This window comes from Longimicrobium terrae (assembly GCF_014202995.1).
In the GTDB taxonomy this organism is placed as follows: domain Bacteria; phylum Gemmatimonadota; class Gemmatimonadetes; order Longimicrobiales; family Longimicrobiaceae; genus Longimicrobium; species Longimicrobium terrae.
The window spans coordinates 168,397-183,955 of the sequence record NZ_JACHIA010000001.1 but is presented as its reverse complement, the minus strand read 5'-3'; the positions used below and the strand labels follow the sequence as shown (position 1 = coordinate 183,955).

The window sequence follows — 15,559 nt, the reverse complement described above, 5'->3', positions numbered from 1 at the left end:
GGCTGCATCCATGGCATTCCGGGGTGAGGCCAAACCAACACCCGCCGTCCGTAAAAGCCACGAATGCTCAGCCAGCCCGGTTCCAGCGACACTCCCGAAGCAATCGACCTCCGCGGCCGAATCTTTACCGACCTCGACAAGCTGGCCTTCGCGCTCGAAATGGAAGCGGCCGCGCATCTGGAGCACGGCCGCGCCGACGAGTACCTTCGCGTTCAGGAGCGCCGCCTGGGCGTGCGCCTGGCGCAGCGGCTGGTGGCCGGCGTTCCGGCGGAAGAGGTGAACGGCCGCATGGAGCAGTGGGAGCACGCGTACGCGCGGCGCCTGGGCATGGACGAGGCGGCGTGAGCCGCACGCCGGCGGGCGGGTAGCGGAAAGGCACGTCGGGGGATCGGCATCGGTCCCCCGTGCTGCTTGCGGGGCCCGGCGCGGAAGCGGCCGGAAGCGGGAAGCGCGGGAGGGCCGCAAGGGACGGCCGGGCGTGGGGATACACGGCAAACGGAGGTGGTGCGTGTCGGCTCGGAGAGTGCTGGTGACGGGAGGGGCGGGGTTCGTGGGAAGCCACCTGGTGGACGCGCTGCTGCAGCGCGGCGACCGGGTGCGCATCTTTGACAACCTCGACCCGCAGGTTCACCCCGAGCGGCGCAAGCCCCAGTGGGTTCCGGCGGACGCCGAGTTCGTCCTGGGCGACATGCGCGACGCCGACGGCGTGCGCGACAGCCTGCGGGACATCGACGTCGTGTACCATCTGGCCGCGGCGGTGGGCGTGGGGCAGAGCATGTACCAGATCGCCGACTACACCGCGGTCAACACGCTGGGCACCGCGCACCTGCTGCAGAGCCTGGTGGACGACCGGGGCGACGTGCAGAAGGTGGTGGTCGCCTCGTCCATGAGCATCTACGGCGAGGGCCGCTACGCCCGCCCGGACGGCGGCGAGCCGCGCGCCACGCTGCGCACGCTGGACCGCCTGCGCGCCCACGAGTGGGAGCCGCGCGACGTGGACGGCGCCGTGCTCGCGCCCGTGCCCACGGACGAAAGCAAGCCGCTGGACCCCACCAGCATCTACGCGCTCACCAAGGCCGACCAGGAAAAGATGGTCCTGCAGATCGGCGCCGCGTACGACATCCCCGCGGTGGCGCTCCGCTTCTTCAACATCTACGGACCCCGGCAGTCGCTCAGCAACCCGTACACCGGGGTGGCGGCCATCTTCAGCAGCCGCCTGCTGAACGGGCAGCCGCCGCTGGTATTCGAGGACGGCGGGCAGAAGCGCGACTTCGTGAGCGTGTACGACATCGTGCAGGCGCTGCTGCTGTCGGCCGAGGAGGAAGCGGCCGCGGGCAAGGCGTTCAACGTGGGCTCCGGCCGGGCGGTGACCGTGAACGAGGTGGCGTCCATCCTGGCCTCGGTGCTGGGGACGGAGCTGGAGGCGCAGATCGTGGACAAGTACCGCGTGGGCGACATCCGCCACTGCTTCAGCGACATCTCCCTCGCGCGCGAAGTGCTGGGCTACGAGCCGCGCGTGACCTTCGAGCAGGGGATGCAGGAACTGGTGGCGTGGCTGCAGGAGCAGGATCGCCCGAAGGACGGGGTGGAAGCGCATGCGGCCGAGCTGGCCGCCCGCGGACTTACGCTGTGACGGAGAGGACGATGATGGGTACGCGCGACCATGTCCTGATTACGGGCGGCGCGGGGTTCGTGGGCAGCAACCTGGCCGACACCCTGCTGCGCGACGGCCAGCGGGTGATCGTGGCCGACAACTTCGCGCGCGCGGGCGTGCGCCGGAACGCGGCGTGGCTGCAGGCCAACCACGGCGACCGGGTGCGCATCGAGCAGGTGGACGTGAGCGACGCCGCGCGCATCACCCCGCTGGTGCGCCAGAGCCGGCAGGTGTTCCATCTGGCCGCGCAGGTGGCGGTCACCACGTCGCTGGAGGATCCGGCCACGGACCTGCAGACCAACGTGATCGGCACCTTCAACGTGCTGGAGGCTGCCCGCACCATGCCCAACCCGCCCACCATCCTCTTTACCAGCACCAACAAGGTGTACGGGGGGATGGATGACGTGAAGGTGGAGCTGGCGGGCGACGCCTACCGCTACGCCGACGGGCGCGCCGGGGTGACGGAGGCCACGCCGCTGGACTTTCACTCGCCCTACGGCTGCAGCAAGGGCGCGGCAGACCAGTACGTGCACGACTACGCCCGCATCTACGGCCTGCCGACGATTGTCTTCCGGATGAGCTGCATCTACGGAACGCGCCAGTTCGGCACCGAGGACCAGGGATGGGTGGCGCACTTCGGCCGCGCGCTGTACGGCCGCGAGCCCATCACCGTGTACGGCGACGGCTGCCAGGTGCGCGACGTTCTGTGGATCGACGACCTGGTGGAGGCCATGCGCCTCGCCGTGGGGAAGATCCACTCGGTTTCGGGGCAGGTGTTCAACGTGGGCGGTGGGGCGGCCAACGCGGTCACCGTGCGCGGCGTCATCGAGCGCCTGTCGGAAATCACCGGCCGCACCGTGCCCGTGCATACGGCGGACTGGCGGCCGGGCGACCAGCGCATCTACGTCTCCGACAGCGCCAAGATGGAGCGCGTGCTGGGGTGGAAGCCGCGCACGTCGTGGAAGGCCGGGCTGGAGAAGCTGGTGGGCTGGCTGCACGAGGCCAACCTGGAAATGCCGGTGGGGATGGATGAACCGATGCACGAGCCCGTGCTTGCCGCGGGCCGCTGAACCGACGATCTGGATCTGATGACGCTGATTGATGAAACGACGGACGTGACCGCCGTGGCCGCCGGAGAGATGCGCGCCGCCCGCCTGACCGCGCCGGGCGCCACCGCCGTGGAGGCCGCCGCGCTTCCGGAGCCGGGGCCCGCGCAGGTGCGCATCCGGCTGGAAGGGTGCGGCGTGTGCGCCAGCAACCTCACGCCGTGGGCCGGCGCTTCGTGGATGACGTATCCCACGGAGCCGGGCGGGCTGGGGCACGAGGGATGGGGCGTGATCGACGCGGTGGGCGCGGACGTGACGGGCTTCGCCGTGGGCGACCGCGTGGCAGCCCTCTCGTATCACGCCTACGCCGAGTACGACATCGCCGACGCCAGCGCGACCGTGAAGCTGCCGGACTCGCTGGCGGGGCAGCCGTTTCCCGGCGAGCCGCTGGGCTGCGCCATGAACATCTTTCGCCGCAGCGACATCCAGGCGGGGCAGACCGTCGCGATCGTGGGGATCGGCTTTCTGGGCGCGCTGCTCACGCGGCTGGCCGTGGACGCCGGCGCACGGGTCATCGCCATCAGCCGCCGCCCGTTCTCGCTGGACGTGGCCAGGCAGATGGGCGCGCAGGAGGTCATCCCCATGGACGACCACCACGCGATCATCCACCGCGTCAAGGAACTCACGGGCGGGGTGATGGCGGACCGGGTGATCGAGGCGGTGGGCAAGCAGTGGCCGCTGGACCTGGCCGGGGAACTGACGAAGGAGCGGGGCCGGCTGATCATCGCGGGCTACCACCAGGACGGCCCGCGGCAGGTGAACATGCAGATGTGGAACTGGCGCGGGCTGGACGTGATCAACGCCCACGAGCGCGACCCCGAGGTGTACATCGAGGGGATCCGCATGGCGGTGGAGGCGGTCGCCAGCGGGCGGCTGGACCCCACGCCGCTGTACACGCACCGCTTCCCGCTGGACGGGTTGGACGACGCGCTGAACGCCACGCGGGACAGGCCGGACGGGTTTTTGAAGGCCTTGGTGATGACGGACGGTGCGGCGCGCAGTGCGTGAGTGCTGGGTGCGTGAGTGCGTGAGTGCGAGTGGGGGTAGATGAGGCGTGGGCTGCGGAGGGTGGCGCGGCCGCCGGCTGGGGCCCTCACCCCGCGTGCTGCGCACGACGACCCTCTCCCACGAACAGATGTGGGAGAGGGGGCACACACCAGATGGGTGCGCGTTCCGAAATCGGTTGAAGCCCCGAACCGGACGCGGTAGCGGCCGGTGTCGGGGGTTCCCGCTGTTTGAGCGGCGGATTTATTCGCTCTCGACGGCGGGCGCCGCCGGTCCCGGATTCCTCACCCGCTCTGACGGCGGTTTCGCCTGCCGCGGATTCCTGCCCGAACGGACGGAGAATCCGCCCGTGCCGGCCGAAACGGGATCGGCCGGCTTCGCTGGTGATGGAATTGGTCGAACGACAAAACGGGTGCGCCCGTTTTTTTCTCAGCTTTGTAGATCCTGTGGAGAGCCCGTGAGCGACGTCCTGACCTCATCCGCGACCGCGACCGGCCCGGGCCCCGAGCCCGCGTTCGCCCGTTCGCCCGTTCGCACTCCCGCACTGGGTTTCCTGGGCGTGGGCTGGATCGGGCGGCACCGCATGGAGGCCATCGTAAACGGCGGCTTCGGTACGGTCGCCGCCATTGCCGACACGTCACAGGAGATGATCGCCGCGGCGAAGCAGACGGCGCCGGACGCGCAGGTGGTGGACGGCTTGGACGGGCTGCTCGCGCTGGGGCTGGACGGCATCGTCATCGCCACGCCCAGCGCCATGCACGCCGAGCAGAGCATCCGCGCACTGCAGAGCGGCACCGCCGTCTTCTGCCAGAAGCCGCTGGGCCGCACCGCGGATGAAGTGCGCGCCGTGGTCGATGCCGCGCGCACGGCGGACCGCCTGCTCGAAGTCGACCTGTCCTACCGTTTTACGGAGGGAATGCGCGCCATCCGCGAGCGCGTAGAGCGCGGCGACCTGGGACGCATCTACGCCGTAGACCTCGTCTTTCACAACGCGTACGGGCCCGACAAGCCCTGGTTCTATGACCCCGCGCTTTCCGGCGGCGGCTGCGTGATGGACCTGGGCGTACACCTGGTCGATCTGGCGATGTGGACGCTGGGCTTTCCCGCCGCCACGGACGTGAGCGCGCGGCTGTTCGCCGGGGGCGAGCCGCTGGCCGCCGCGCCGGACCGGTGCGAGGACTACGCATCCGCTCTCATCACGCTGGAAGGCGGGACGGCGGTGCAGTTGGCCTGCTCGTGGAAGGTGTCCGCCGGGCAGGACGCGGTGATCGGCGCGTCGTTCTACGGAACCAGCGGCGGCGCGGCGCTCAGGAATGTCGGCGGCTCGTTCTACGACTTCACCGCCGAAGCCTATCGCGGCACCTCGCGCGAGACGCTGGCGACGCCGCCGGACGAGTGGGGCGGGCGCGCGGCGGCGGACTGGGCGCGCCGGCTGGGCGAGGGCGAGCGCTTCGATCCGTCCGCCGAGCGGCTGATCGACGTAGCCGGCGTGCTGGACCGCATCTACGGCCGATGACGGATCGGGTGCGTCCCTCGTCTGCCGTGCGCGGGAGGGCGTCTGCCCCCCGCGCGATCCGCGTCCAAGGGAGTTCATGAAGATCCTGCTCAGCACCGACACTGTCGGAGGGGTCTGGGATTACACCGTCACCCTGGCGCGCGAACTGGACGCGGCGGGGCACGAGGTGCTGGTGGCCGTCATCGGCGAGCCGCGCGACGAGCGGCTGGCGGTGCTCCCCGCCGGGGTGCAGGTCGTCTGGCGGCAGTACCGGCTGGAGTGGATGGCCGACGCGGCGGGCGACGTGGAGGCGGCGGGCGAGTGGCTGCGCGGACTGGCGGAGGTGTGGAGCGCGGACATCGTCCACCTCAACCAGATCGCCTACGCCGTGCACGACTTTCCCGCGCCGGTGCTGGTGGTGGTTCACAGCGACGTGCTGAGCTGGTGGACGCACGTGCTGGGGGTCGATGCCCCGGCGGAGGAGTGGAAGGGCTACGGCGAGTGGATGCGCGCCGGGATGGCCGCCGCGGACGCGCTGGTGACGCCCACCGTCTATCAGGCGGAGATGGTGACGCGGCACTACGGCGTCCCCGTCACCCGCGTCATTCACAACGGCACCCACCTGACCGCCGGCGAGCCGGCGCCGCGCGAAGGATCCATGGTCCTGAGCGTGGGGCGCGTGTGGGACCGCGGCAAGGGCGTGGACGTGCTGGACGAGGCCGCCCGTCTGCTGGGGGACGACGCGCCGGAAATCCACGTCATCGGCGAGCCGGAGGCGCCGCACGGCGAGGCGTATCATCCGAAGTACGTGACGGCGCACGGGCGGGTGGAGCGGGCGCAGGTGGATGACTGGATGCGCCGCGCCGCCATCTACTGCGCCCCCAGCCGCTACGAGCCGTTCGGCCTGGCGCCGCTGGAAGCCGCGCTGCACGGATGCGCGCTCGTCCTCAGCGACATCGGTACCTTTCGCGAACTGTGGGACGGCTGCGCGGAGTTCTTTCCGCCGGGCGACGCGGAGGCGCTGGCGCGGACGCTGCGCGCCTTGGCCGACGATCCCGCGCGGCGGGCGCGGTGCGCGGGGGCGGCGCGCAAGCGGGCGGAGCGGCGCTACACGGCAACCCGCATGGCGGCCGACTACATCGAACTTTACCAGCAGCTGCTGCGCGGCCCGGCGGCCCGCCGGCGCGGCGTGAACCGGCTCGCTACATCGTCATGAAATTCGTCTTTTTCGTTCACAGCGCGGTCAGCGACTGGAACCACGGCAACGCGCACTTCGTCCGCGGATTGATGAGCGCGCTGGCCCGCGGCGGCCACGAGGTGGTCAGCTACGAGCCGCGCGGCGCGTGGTCGGTGGAGAACCTGCTGCGCGACTACGGCGTGGGCGCCATCGTGGATTTCGCCCGCGCGTATCCGGAAATCGAGGTCCGCTCATTCGATCCCGCGTCGGCGTCACTGTCCGGCGATCTGGCCGAGGCGGTGCGCGGCGCGGACGTCGTGCTCGTCCACGAGTGGAACGATCCGCACGTGGTGAACGCGATTCCGGCGGCGGTGCACGCGGCGGGGGGCATCGCCCTCTTTCACGACACGCACCACCGTCCGTGGAGCCAGCCGGAGGCCATCGCCCGCTTCGACTTGGCCGCGTACGACGGCGTGCTGGCGTTCGGCGACGTGCTGACGGACATCTACCGCGACCGCTTTTCCGTCGAGCGCGCGTGGACGTTTCACGAGGCGGCGGACCACATCCGCTTTCGCCCGCTGGACGTGGAAAAAACGCAGGACGTGGCGTGGATCGGCAACTGGGGCGACGAGGAGCGCACGCAGGAGCTGCGCGACTACTGGCTGGGCGCCGCGAAGCGCTTTCCGGAGCTGAAGTGGATTGCCCACGGTGTCCGCTATCCGGAGTACGCGCTGGCGGAACTGGCGGAAGCGGGGGTGGAGTTCCGCGGATGGGCTCCGTCGCTGCGCGTCCCCGAAGTCTTCTCGCGCAGCCGCGTGACGCTGCACGTGCCCCGGCGCGCGTACGTGGATGCGCTGCGCGGGATTCCCACGATCCGCGTGTTCGAGGCGCTGGCCTGCGGCATTCCGCTGGTGTCCGCGCCATGGCTGGATTCGGAGGGACTGTTTCGCCCCGGCGACTACGTTTCGGTCGATTCGCCCAACGCGATGGCGGAGGCGCTGCACCGGCTGGCGACGGATGAGGACGCACGGATGCGGCAGGCGGAGCGCGGGCTGGAGACGATTCTGGCGCGGCACACGTGCGAGCACCGCGCGGCGCAGCTGCTGGGGATCGTGGATGAGCTCGGCGCGGCGGGTGGGGCAGGGAATAGGGAATGGGGAATAGGGAATAGGGACGGCCTTACGGCCGGCGAAACGGCTTCGGAGGCGGCATGCACCTGACGTTCTTTGGTTCCTCGCTCGTGTCCTGCTACTGGAACGGCGCGGCCACCTACTACCGCGGGCTGATCCGCGCTCTGCACGCCCTGGGGCACCAGGTCACCTTCTGCGAGCCGGACGCCTACGACCGGCAGAAGAACCGCGACCTGGCCGAAGATCCGCACTATGCCCGCGTCATCGTCTACACGACCGAGGCGGAGCGCGACGCGCTGATGGAGCAGGCGTTCGCGGAAAGCGACTGGGTCATCAAGTGCAGCGGCGTGGGCGTGTGGGACACGGAGCTGGAGGAAGCCGTCGCCGCGCGTGCCGGCGGATCGGTGATGACGGCGTTTCTGGACGTGGACGCGCCCGCCACGCTCGGCCGCATCGCCGCGGACGAGAACGATCCCGCGCGCGCCTGCATTCCGCGCTACGACCACATCTTTACCTACGGTGGCGGTCCGCCGGTCGTGGCGGAGTACGAGCGGTGGGGCGCCAGGGTGTGCACGCCCATCTACAACGCGCTGGATCCGGACGAGCACCGGCCGGTGAAAGGCGTGCCCATCGAGTACGACCTGCTGTTCATGGGCAACCGGCTGCCGGACCGCGAAGCCCGCGTGGAGGAGTTTTTTTTCCGCGCCGCGCGGCTGTGCCCCGAGCACAGGTTCCTGCTCGGCGGCGAGGGGTGGGGATGGAAGAGCGACATGCCCGCGAACGTCACCTCGCTGGGGCACGTGCCCACGGCGCGGCACAACGCGGTGAACGCCTCCGCGCGGCTGGTGCTCAACATCCACCGCGACAGCATGGTGCAGAACGGCTGGAGCCCCGCCACCCGCATGTTCGAGGCGGCGGGCGCGGCCAGCTGCCAGGTTACGGACGAGTGGATGGGGATCGAGGATTTCTTCGCCCCCGGCGAGGAGATCCTGGTGGCGGCAAAGGCGGAGGACGTGGCCCGCATCGTCCGCGAAACGGGGGATGAGGACGCGCGCCGCATCGGGCAGGCGGGGCGGCGGCGGGCGCTGGCGGACCACACCTACACGCAGCGCGCGCGGCAGATGGACGCGATCCTGCGCGCGCCGGTGGAGAGCGCCGTATGAAGCTCGTCGTCTTCGGCCTGACGATTTCCTCCAGCTGGGGAAACGGCCACGCCACCACGTACCGCGCCCTGCTGCGCGCCTTTGCGGAGCGCGGGCACGAAATCGTGTTCTACGAGTGGGACGCGCCCTGGTACCGCGGCAACCGCGACCTGCCGCATCCCGGCTTCGCGCGGCTCAAGCTGTACGCGGAGTGGGATGACGTGGCCGCGTCCGCCGTGGCCGAGGCACGCGAGGCGGACGCCGTGATCGTGGGCTCGTACGTCAAGGACGGTCCGCGGGTCATCGACGCGCTGGCCGGGGCCGGGGTGGATCCCCTGTTCTTTTACGACATCGACACGCCGGTGACGGTGGCGGCGCTGCGGCGCGGCGGCACCGAGTACCTGCGGCCGGACCAGGTCCCGCTCTTCACCCGCTACCTGTCGTTCACCGGCGGGCCGTTTCTGCAGGACGTGATTGAGCGCGAACTGGGCGCGCGCGAGGCCCGGCCGCTGTACTGCTCGGTGGATGTGGATCGGTACCGGCCGACGGAGATCGATCCGTACCTGGTGTGCGACCTGGCGTACATGGGCACGTACGCGCCGGACCGCCAGCCGCTGATCGACCGCTTTCTGGTGGAGCCCGCGCGGCGGATGCCGGATCGCAAGTTCTACGTGGCCGGCCCGCAGTATCCCGACGACCTGGAGTGGCCGGAGAACGTGCTCCACAACCCGCACCTGCCGCCGGCGCTGCATCCGCAGTTCTACAGCAGCGCGCGCTGGCAGCTGAACGCGACGCGCGCGGACATGGTGGCGGCCGGCTGGTCGCCCTCCGTCCGCCTGTTCGAGGCGGCCGCCTGCGGCGCGGCCATGATCAGCGACCGCTGGCCCGGCATCGACCACTTCTTTACGCCCGGGTCGGAGATCCTGCTTCCGGAGACGACGGAGGAGGTGATCCACATCATTCGCGACACGCACGAGGATGACCGGCGCGCCATCGGCCTTGCCGCGCGCGCGCGCATCGTCGCGGAGCACACGGCCGCCCATCGCGCGGAAGAGCTGGAAGCGCTCGTCGGAACGGTCGTCGCCAGCGCGTGATCGCACCCCATCGTCGGGGTGGATAATCGTCGCGCTCGCGATGATGATGGATGGAGATGACGCCGGCCTGATCCGCTTTGGATCAGGCCGGCGTCTCTGAATGTCGGCGTGCTTCGGACGTGCCTCTTGTGGCCGGGCTTGGGGGCCCCTCCCCCGGCCCCTCCCCGTGCAAACTGACGCACGGAGAGGGGAGCAAGAGAAGATCTGCGGAATGGGCCGGGGTCTCCGCCGCAGCCCGCGCAGGCGGGCTTCGTGTCTTTCGAGGTGCGGTTTCAACCGCCGGGCCGAACCTCGCCGCCGGGCACGGGGTCGTCCGTCCGCCGCGTCCCAACTCTGCGCCGGTCGCTGACCCTGATCCATCGATCCATCGATCCGCCGATCCGCCGATCCGCCGATCCGCCGATCCGCCGATCCGCCGATCCGCCGATCCGCCGATCCGGCCGCCAGTCGCTGACCGCCGACCCTCCTCATCATCCTATCCCCGACCTCGACCGTCCATGCCACCTCGTTCCTCATCCAGCGGTGAAGTCCTCTCCACTCGCGCGCTCAACCGGGCGCTGCTGGCGCGGCAGATGCTGCTGCGGCGCGCGGAATTGTCCGCGGCGGACGCGCTGGAGCACGTGGTGGGGATGCAGGCGCAGGCACCCAATCCGCCATACCTGGGCCTGTGGACGCGGCTGGATGGATTCGCCATCGACGATCTCGCCACGCTGGTGCGCGAGCGCAAGGCCGTGCGGATCGCGCTGATGCGCTCCACGATCTTTCTGGTCACCGCCCGCGACGCCCTGCGCCTTCGCCCCGTGCTGCACGCGGAACTGCTGCGCTGGGGAAAGACCGTGTACCGCAAGGGATTGCAAGGCGTGGACGTGGACGCGCTCGCCGTCGCCGCCCGCGCGCTGGTGGAAGAGGCGCCGCGCACCTGGGCGGAACTGGGCCCACTGCTGTCCCAGCGATGGCCCGCCGCCGACCGCACCGCGCTGGTGGGGATGGCGCGCACGATCCTGCCGCTGGTGCAGGTGCCTCCGCGCGGCATCTGGGGCGAGAGCGGGCCCGCGGCGCACACCACGGCGGAACACTGGCTTGGCCAGCCACTCGCCGCGGAGACCGCGCCGGACAACATGGTGATGCGCTACCTGGCCGCGTTCGGCCCGGCGAGTGTGCGCGACGCGCAGCACTGGTGCGGCCTCAAGCGCCTCAACGTGGTGATGGACCGGCTGCGGCCGCGGCTCGTCTCATTTCGCGACGAGAACGGGACCGAACTCTTCGATCTGCCGGACGCACCGCGGCCGGACGCGGACACGCCGGCGCCGGTGCGCTTTCTTCCCGACTTCGACAACGTTCTGCTATCCCACGCGGACCGCACGCGCATCATCTCCGAGGAGGACCGCGCGCGGGTTTTCAGCGTCAACGGCATCATCCGCGCGAGCATCCTCGTAGACGGCTTCGTGCGGGGTTGTGGACGATCGAAAAGAAGCGCAACACGGCTGTGCTGGTCATCAACCCTTTCGTGGCGCTCGCCCCCGCGGACCGGCGCGCGCTGGAGGAAGAAGGCGAGCGCCTGGTCCGCTTCGCCGCCGCGGATGCCGCCCGGCACGAGGTGCGGTTCGCGTAGTCCACGCGCGAGGCGGACGTCATCAAACGGAGCGGGCAGACCTGGATCGAACGCGGTTGATCGACAGAAGCACCCCCGGGCGGCGGCCGTCCGGGGGTGTTTTATCGGAACGGTACGCATCCTTTACAGGACGAAAATCGATTGACGGAAGCCGGGCCGGATTGTACTTTGCCACGCGGAGATGTAGCAGTCCCGCTCTCCACCTTCATCCCGTCCGCTGCGTCCGCGGCGCACCTCTCTTCTACAGGACAAGTCATGGCGAATCCGCTTACCCTGCTCATGCCGCTCATTCCGGGCACCAATCCGCTGGAAGTGGCCAAGGCGCTCGAGGGGTTCCAGCCCCAGCTGCAGGCCGCGCTCACCTCCATCGGGACGGTGCACTACGCCCGCTTTCTGATCATGGACACCTCGGCGCCCAACCTGCAGCCCAGCCCTACGGGCAAGGGTCCGTACGTGCTGGCCGTGATCACGGAATACGACGGCAGCTTTCAGGCGTACATCGGCGACTTCGTGGCGCAGGTGGGAAACATCTTTGACGCGCTGCTGCAGTTCGTGGTGGGCGGCAAGGCCGTGACGCCGGTGGCCGACAACACGACGGCGTTCGGCGCCTTCATCGCCGCCAACGACCTGTCGCAGCAGCCCGGCAGCCAGGGGCTGTACGAGGCGTATCCGCTGACGGTTCAGCAGGTTCTGGCCGGCTGATCCACACCGCATGGGAGCGCCCGGGCCGCCCGGGCGCTCCACGCTCCCATCCATCCCCCCTCCCATCATGACCACCGCTTCCATCGACTACACCGACGTGCAGGGCACCATCCTGAGTGGATACCGGGTGGAGCTGGCGCGGCACTTCATCCTGAGCATCACCGACGCGGCGGGCGCCCGCGCCTTTCTGGCCAACCTGGTGGATGGAACGGGCGGTCTGCCGGCCGTGACCACCGCCGCGCGCCCGTCCGTGAAGCCGGACCTGTTCGTCAACATCAGCTTCACGGCCACGGGGCTGGCCGCGCTGGGCGTGACGGCGCAGGAACTGGCGACCTTCGATCCCGCGTTCCAGCGCGGAGCCGCGAATACGCAGACGGCGCAGACCATCGGCGACGTGAACGAGAGCGCGCCGGCCAACTGGCTGGGCGGACTCGGCGCGGACGGCGGCGCGGGCGTGCACGTCGTCCTCAACCTGTGGGTGACGGAAGATCCCGCCGTGCTGGAGGCGACCACGCAGACGCTGCGCGCCGCCTTCGCCGGCTGCATGACGGAGCTGCTGGCCGCCGACGCCAACGCGCTTCCCGACAACGGCGTGCATTTCGGCTATCGCGACAACATCGCGCAGCCCACCGTGCTGGGCGCGCCCCGCCGCAAGCGTCCCACGCCGGACGACCAGCCCGTCGTGCCCACCGGCGAGTTTCTGCTCGGCTATCCCAACGCGTCCGGCGGCACCTATTCCGTGCAGCCCGCGGCGCTTTCCACCAACAGCAGCTACGCGGCGTTCCGCATTCTGCAGCAGGACGTGGCGGGCTTTGAATCGTTCCTGACGACGTACGCGGCCAAGGCGGGGATCGAGCCGGAGCTGCTGGCGGCCAAGGTGTGCGGACGGTGGCGGAACGGGAACCCGCTGGAGCTGGTGCCGGAGGGCGGCGCGTGCCTTCCCAGCCATCAGCTGAACGACTTTACCTACGTGCAGCCGTCCGATCCCGCCAACGACGACACGCTGGGCCTCAAGTGCCCCATCGGCTCGCACATCCGCCGCAACAACCCGCGCAGCGAGGCGGTGGTGGGGACGGATGCCACGCACCACCGCATCGTGCGGCGGGCCATGCCGTACGGCCCCGCGTACGATCCGGCCAGGCCGGACGACACGCCCCGCGGGCTGGTGGGCTACTTCATCAACGCCAGCCTGTTCAACCAGTTCGAGTTTCTGCAGGGGCAGTGGAACCAGCTGTCGACCTTTGTAAAAGCCGCCACGGGGCCGGGCGGGACGAACGCGGGAAACGCGGTGTGGAACATCAGCGGCGAAGACGTCTTTCTGGGCGTCAACGACCCGGGCGCCAGCTCCTTTACGCTGGCGGCGCTGGGCAAGAACGGCGCGAACAACACCACCATCACGGGCTTTTCCCGCATGATCCAGACGGCGGGGAGCGTGTACTGCTTTCTGCCCAGCATGACCGGCCTGCGCTACCTGGCCGCGCTAGGATCGCCCGCGGCCTGAGCGCGACGGAGGACGGATCGGAACCGCCGCGCCCTCACCGGAGGGCGCGGCGGTTCTGCGTGGGGCACCGTTGCGGGACGCGTCCGGCGCCATCACATTGGCGCACTGATCCCCCGACACCCCCACTTTCGCCGTCAGGTCTTTTGATGACGATCCGTTCGCTCGCCCGCACTCTGCTGACCGCCGCCGGATTGATGCTCGCCGCTTCGTGCGCGTGGTCCGAGCACGGGATGTACGGGCCCTCGCTCCCCTCCATCGGCCCGCGCACCGAGCTGGCGCAGGCGTCGTGGACGCCGCGGTCCGGCGCGGGCGAGATCGCGGCGTGGATGCGCGAGGGATGCAAGCGGCCCGCGGGCGGAAAGCAGGCGTGCGTGGAGCGCGCGCTCACCGGGCTGATCGACCCGGCGGGGATCGCCAAGTCCATGGAGGTGCTGGACACGCTGACCGCGCAGGACGGCGAGGTACGGCTGAATGCGCACGCGCTGGCGCACGGGCTGGGGATCAGCGCGTACCGCTCGCCGGAGACGCTGGCGGCCACCTTTGCCGGGTGCACGCCCTCGCAGATGTCCGGCTGCTATCACGGCGTGGTGCAGGGTTACTTTCTGGCCCTCAAGTCCGCCGGAAAGCCGGTGGGGAAGACGGAACTGGACGGCGTCTGCGCTCCGCACCGCGCGTCGCCGTTCCTCTTCTTTCAGTGCGCGCACGGCATGGGGCACGGGTTGATGGCGGTTCACGCGAACCACGTCCCCATGGCGCTGGAGGCCTGCGACCAGGCGAGCGAGAACTTCATCCGTGAAAGCTGCTACGGCGGCGTCTTCATGGAGAACCTGGTGAACGTCAGCCACCCGCACCACACGGCGGAAGGGCACGCCGGAACGCAGCACGGCGCGGCGGCCGCCGACGAGCACGCCGGACACGACATGCCGGCGGACGAGCATGCCGGCCATACCATGCCCGCGGCTGGATACTCCCCCAACGACACGGTGACGGACGAACACGCCGGCCACGACATGCCCGCCGCCGAACACGCAGGCCACGACATGGGGGCGGACGCGCATGCGGGGCACGGGATGGCGGCGCGCGGGGCGTGGAAGGCGCTGGACCGGAGCGATCCGCACTATCCCTGCAACGCGGTGAACGCCAGATACGGCAATGCCTGCTACAGCATGCAGACGTCCGTGATGTTGTACTTCAACAACGGCGACATCACGCAGACGGCCAGCAACTGCGCGCAGGCCCCCGAGGCGTTCCGCCCCGCCTGCTTCGCCAGCCTGGGGCGCGACATCACGGCGCTGACCGAGCAGAACCATGCGCGTTCGCTGGAACTGTGCGGCCGGGCGGAGGGACGCGGGCAGCTGTGGTGCGTACAGGGCGTGGCGCAGAACCTGGTCAACGTCTCGGCCGATCCGGACGAGGGGCTGCGCTTCTGCCGCATCGTGACGGACGGGGCGATCAAGAGCGACTGCTACCGCATCGTGGGCGAAAGCATCCAGGCACTGGAAGGCACCCCGGAGCGGCGCGCGGCGCGGTGCGAAACGGCGGAGCCGGGCATGGCCGCCGCCTGCCGCCGCGGCGCCGGCCTCCCCGCCGCCGAACGCTGACGCGCCGGATCATCCCGCGCCGTCATCCGCGATCATCGAGAAGCCCCGGACCGCACCCGCGGCCGGGGCTTCGCTCATTCTCCCCGCGACCTCCGCGACCCCCGCGACCTCCGCGACCTCCGCGTGAGGGCCGTTTGCAGACCCGGCAACGCGGTGCAGATCCGGAAAACATTGCACGTCCTGCTCCCGTATCAGTGGATGCCGGCTGCGCCCAATCCACGGAAAACGGCGGAACCGCTGGATTTTGCGCGAAGGCGCATCCGGCACGCCTCTGGCGGGGCCGTCGTGCACACCCATCCGCTTTTTTCCTGATTCGCCTTGCCTTTCGCCGTGCCGCGGC

Annotated in this window: 13 protein-coding genes; all 13 read left to right on the top strand. The window is 70.1% G+C overall.

Annotated elements, in window-relative coordinates:
* Positions 1–63 precede the first annotated feature (63 nt).
* The 13 genes from HNQ61_RS00765 (at position 64) to HNQ61_RS00705 (ending at position 15,219) form a co-directional block, all read left to right on the top strand.
* On the top strand, positions 64–345 hold the full coding sequence (locus tag HNQ61_RS00765; protein ID WP_170030723.1) for a hypothetical protein: 282 nt from the start codon (positions 64–66) through the stop codon (positions 343–345).
* Between the two features lie 163 nt (positions 346–508).
* The gene (locus HNQ61_RS00760) at positions 509–1,633 is read left to right on the top strand and encodes an NAD-dependent epimerase/dehydratase family protein (protein ID WP_170030721.1); all 1,125 of its coding nucleotides are present in this window, start codon (positions 509–511) and stop codon (positions 1,631–1,633) included.
* An 11-nt stretch (positions 1,634–1,644) separates the two neighbouring features.
* Complete coding sequence (locus tag HNQ61_RS00755; protein ID WP_205761089.1) at positions 1,645–2,724, top strand: SDR family NAD(P)-dependent oxidoreductase; 1,080 nt, start codon at positions 1,645–1,647, stop codon at positions 2,722–2,724.
* Between the two features lie 18 nt (positions 2,725–2,742).
* Positions 2,743–3,768: an MDR/zinc-dependent alcohol dehydrogenase-like family protein gene (locus HNQ61_RS00750; RefSeq protein WP_205761088.1), complete on the top strand. Its 1,026-nt coding sequence runs from the start codon at positions 2,743–2,745 to the stop codon at positions 3,766–3,768.
* Positions 3,769–4,309: 541 nt separating this feature from the next.
* Positions 4,310–5,281: a Gfo/Idh/MocA family protein gene (locus HNQ61_RS00745; RefSeq protein WP_420816084.1), complete on the top strand. Its 972-nt coding sequence runs from the start codon at positions 4,310–4,312 to the stop codon at positions 5,279–5,281.
* A 76-nt stretch (positions 5,282–5,357) separates the two neighbouring features.
* Complete coding sequence (locus HNQ61_RS00740) at positions 5,358–6,476, top strand: glycosyltransferase family 4 protein (protein ID WP_170030719.1); 1,119 nt, start codon at positions 5,358–5,360, stop codon at positions 6,474–6,476.
* Entirely contained in the window at positions 6,473–7,657 is a 1,185-nt protein-coding gene (locus tag HNQ61_RS00735) for a CgeB family protein (protein WP_170030717.1), read from the top strand. The genes HNQ61_RS00740 and HNQ61_RS00735 overlap by 4 nt, the downstream gene beginning before the upstream one ends.
* Positions 7,648–8,730, top strand: a complete 1,083-nt coding sequence (locus HNQ61_RS00730; RefSeq protein ID WP_170030715.1) for a CgeB family protein — start codon at positions 7,648–7,650, stop codon at positions 8,728–8,730. The genes HNQ61_RS00735 and HNQ61_RS00730 overlap by 10 nt, the downstream gene beginning before the upstream one ends.
* Positions 8,727–9,803, top strand: a complete 1,077-nt coding sequence (locus HNQ61_RS00725) for a CgeB family protein (protein ID WP_170030713.1) — start codon at positions 8,727–8,729, stop codon at positions 9,801–9,803. Before HNQ61_RS00730 ends, HNQ61_RS00725 begins: the two co-directional genes overlap by 4 nt.
* A 497-nt stretch (positions 9,804–10,300) precedes the next feature.
* Positions 10,301–11,560 carry a winged helix DNA-binding domain-containing protein gene (locus HNQ61_RS00720; protein ID WP_205761086.1) on the top strand — a complete coding sequence of 420 codons (1,260 nt, stop codon included), beginning with the start codon at positions 10,301–10,303 and terminating at the stop codon, positions 11,558–11,560.
* Between the two features lie 110 nt (positions 11,561–11,670).
* Positions 11,671–12,117: a hypothetical protein gene (locus tag HNQ61_RS00715; RefSeq protein ID WP_170030711.1), complete on the top strand. Its 447-nt coding sequence runs from the start codon at positions 11,671–11,673 to the stop codon at positions 12,115–12,117.
* Positions 12,118–12,184: 67 nt separating this feature from the next.
* The gene (locus tag HNQ61_RS00710) at positions 12,185–13,618 is read left to right on the top strand and encodes a Dyp-type peroxidase (RefSeq protein ID WP_170030709.1); all 1,434 of its coding nucleotides are present in this window, start codon (positions 12,185–12,187) and stop codon (positions 13,616–13,618) included.
* A gap of 146 nt (positions 13,619–13,764) precedes the next feature.
* Positions 13,765–15,219, top strand: a complete 1,455-nt coding sequence (locus HNQ61_RS00705) for a hypothetical protein (RefSeq protein WP_170030707.1) — start codon at positions 13,765–13,767, stop codon at positions 15,217–15,219.
* Positions 15,220–15,559 lie beyond the last annotated feature (340 nt).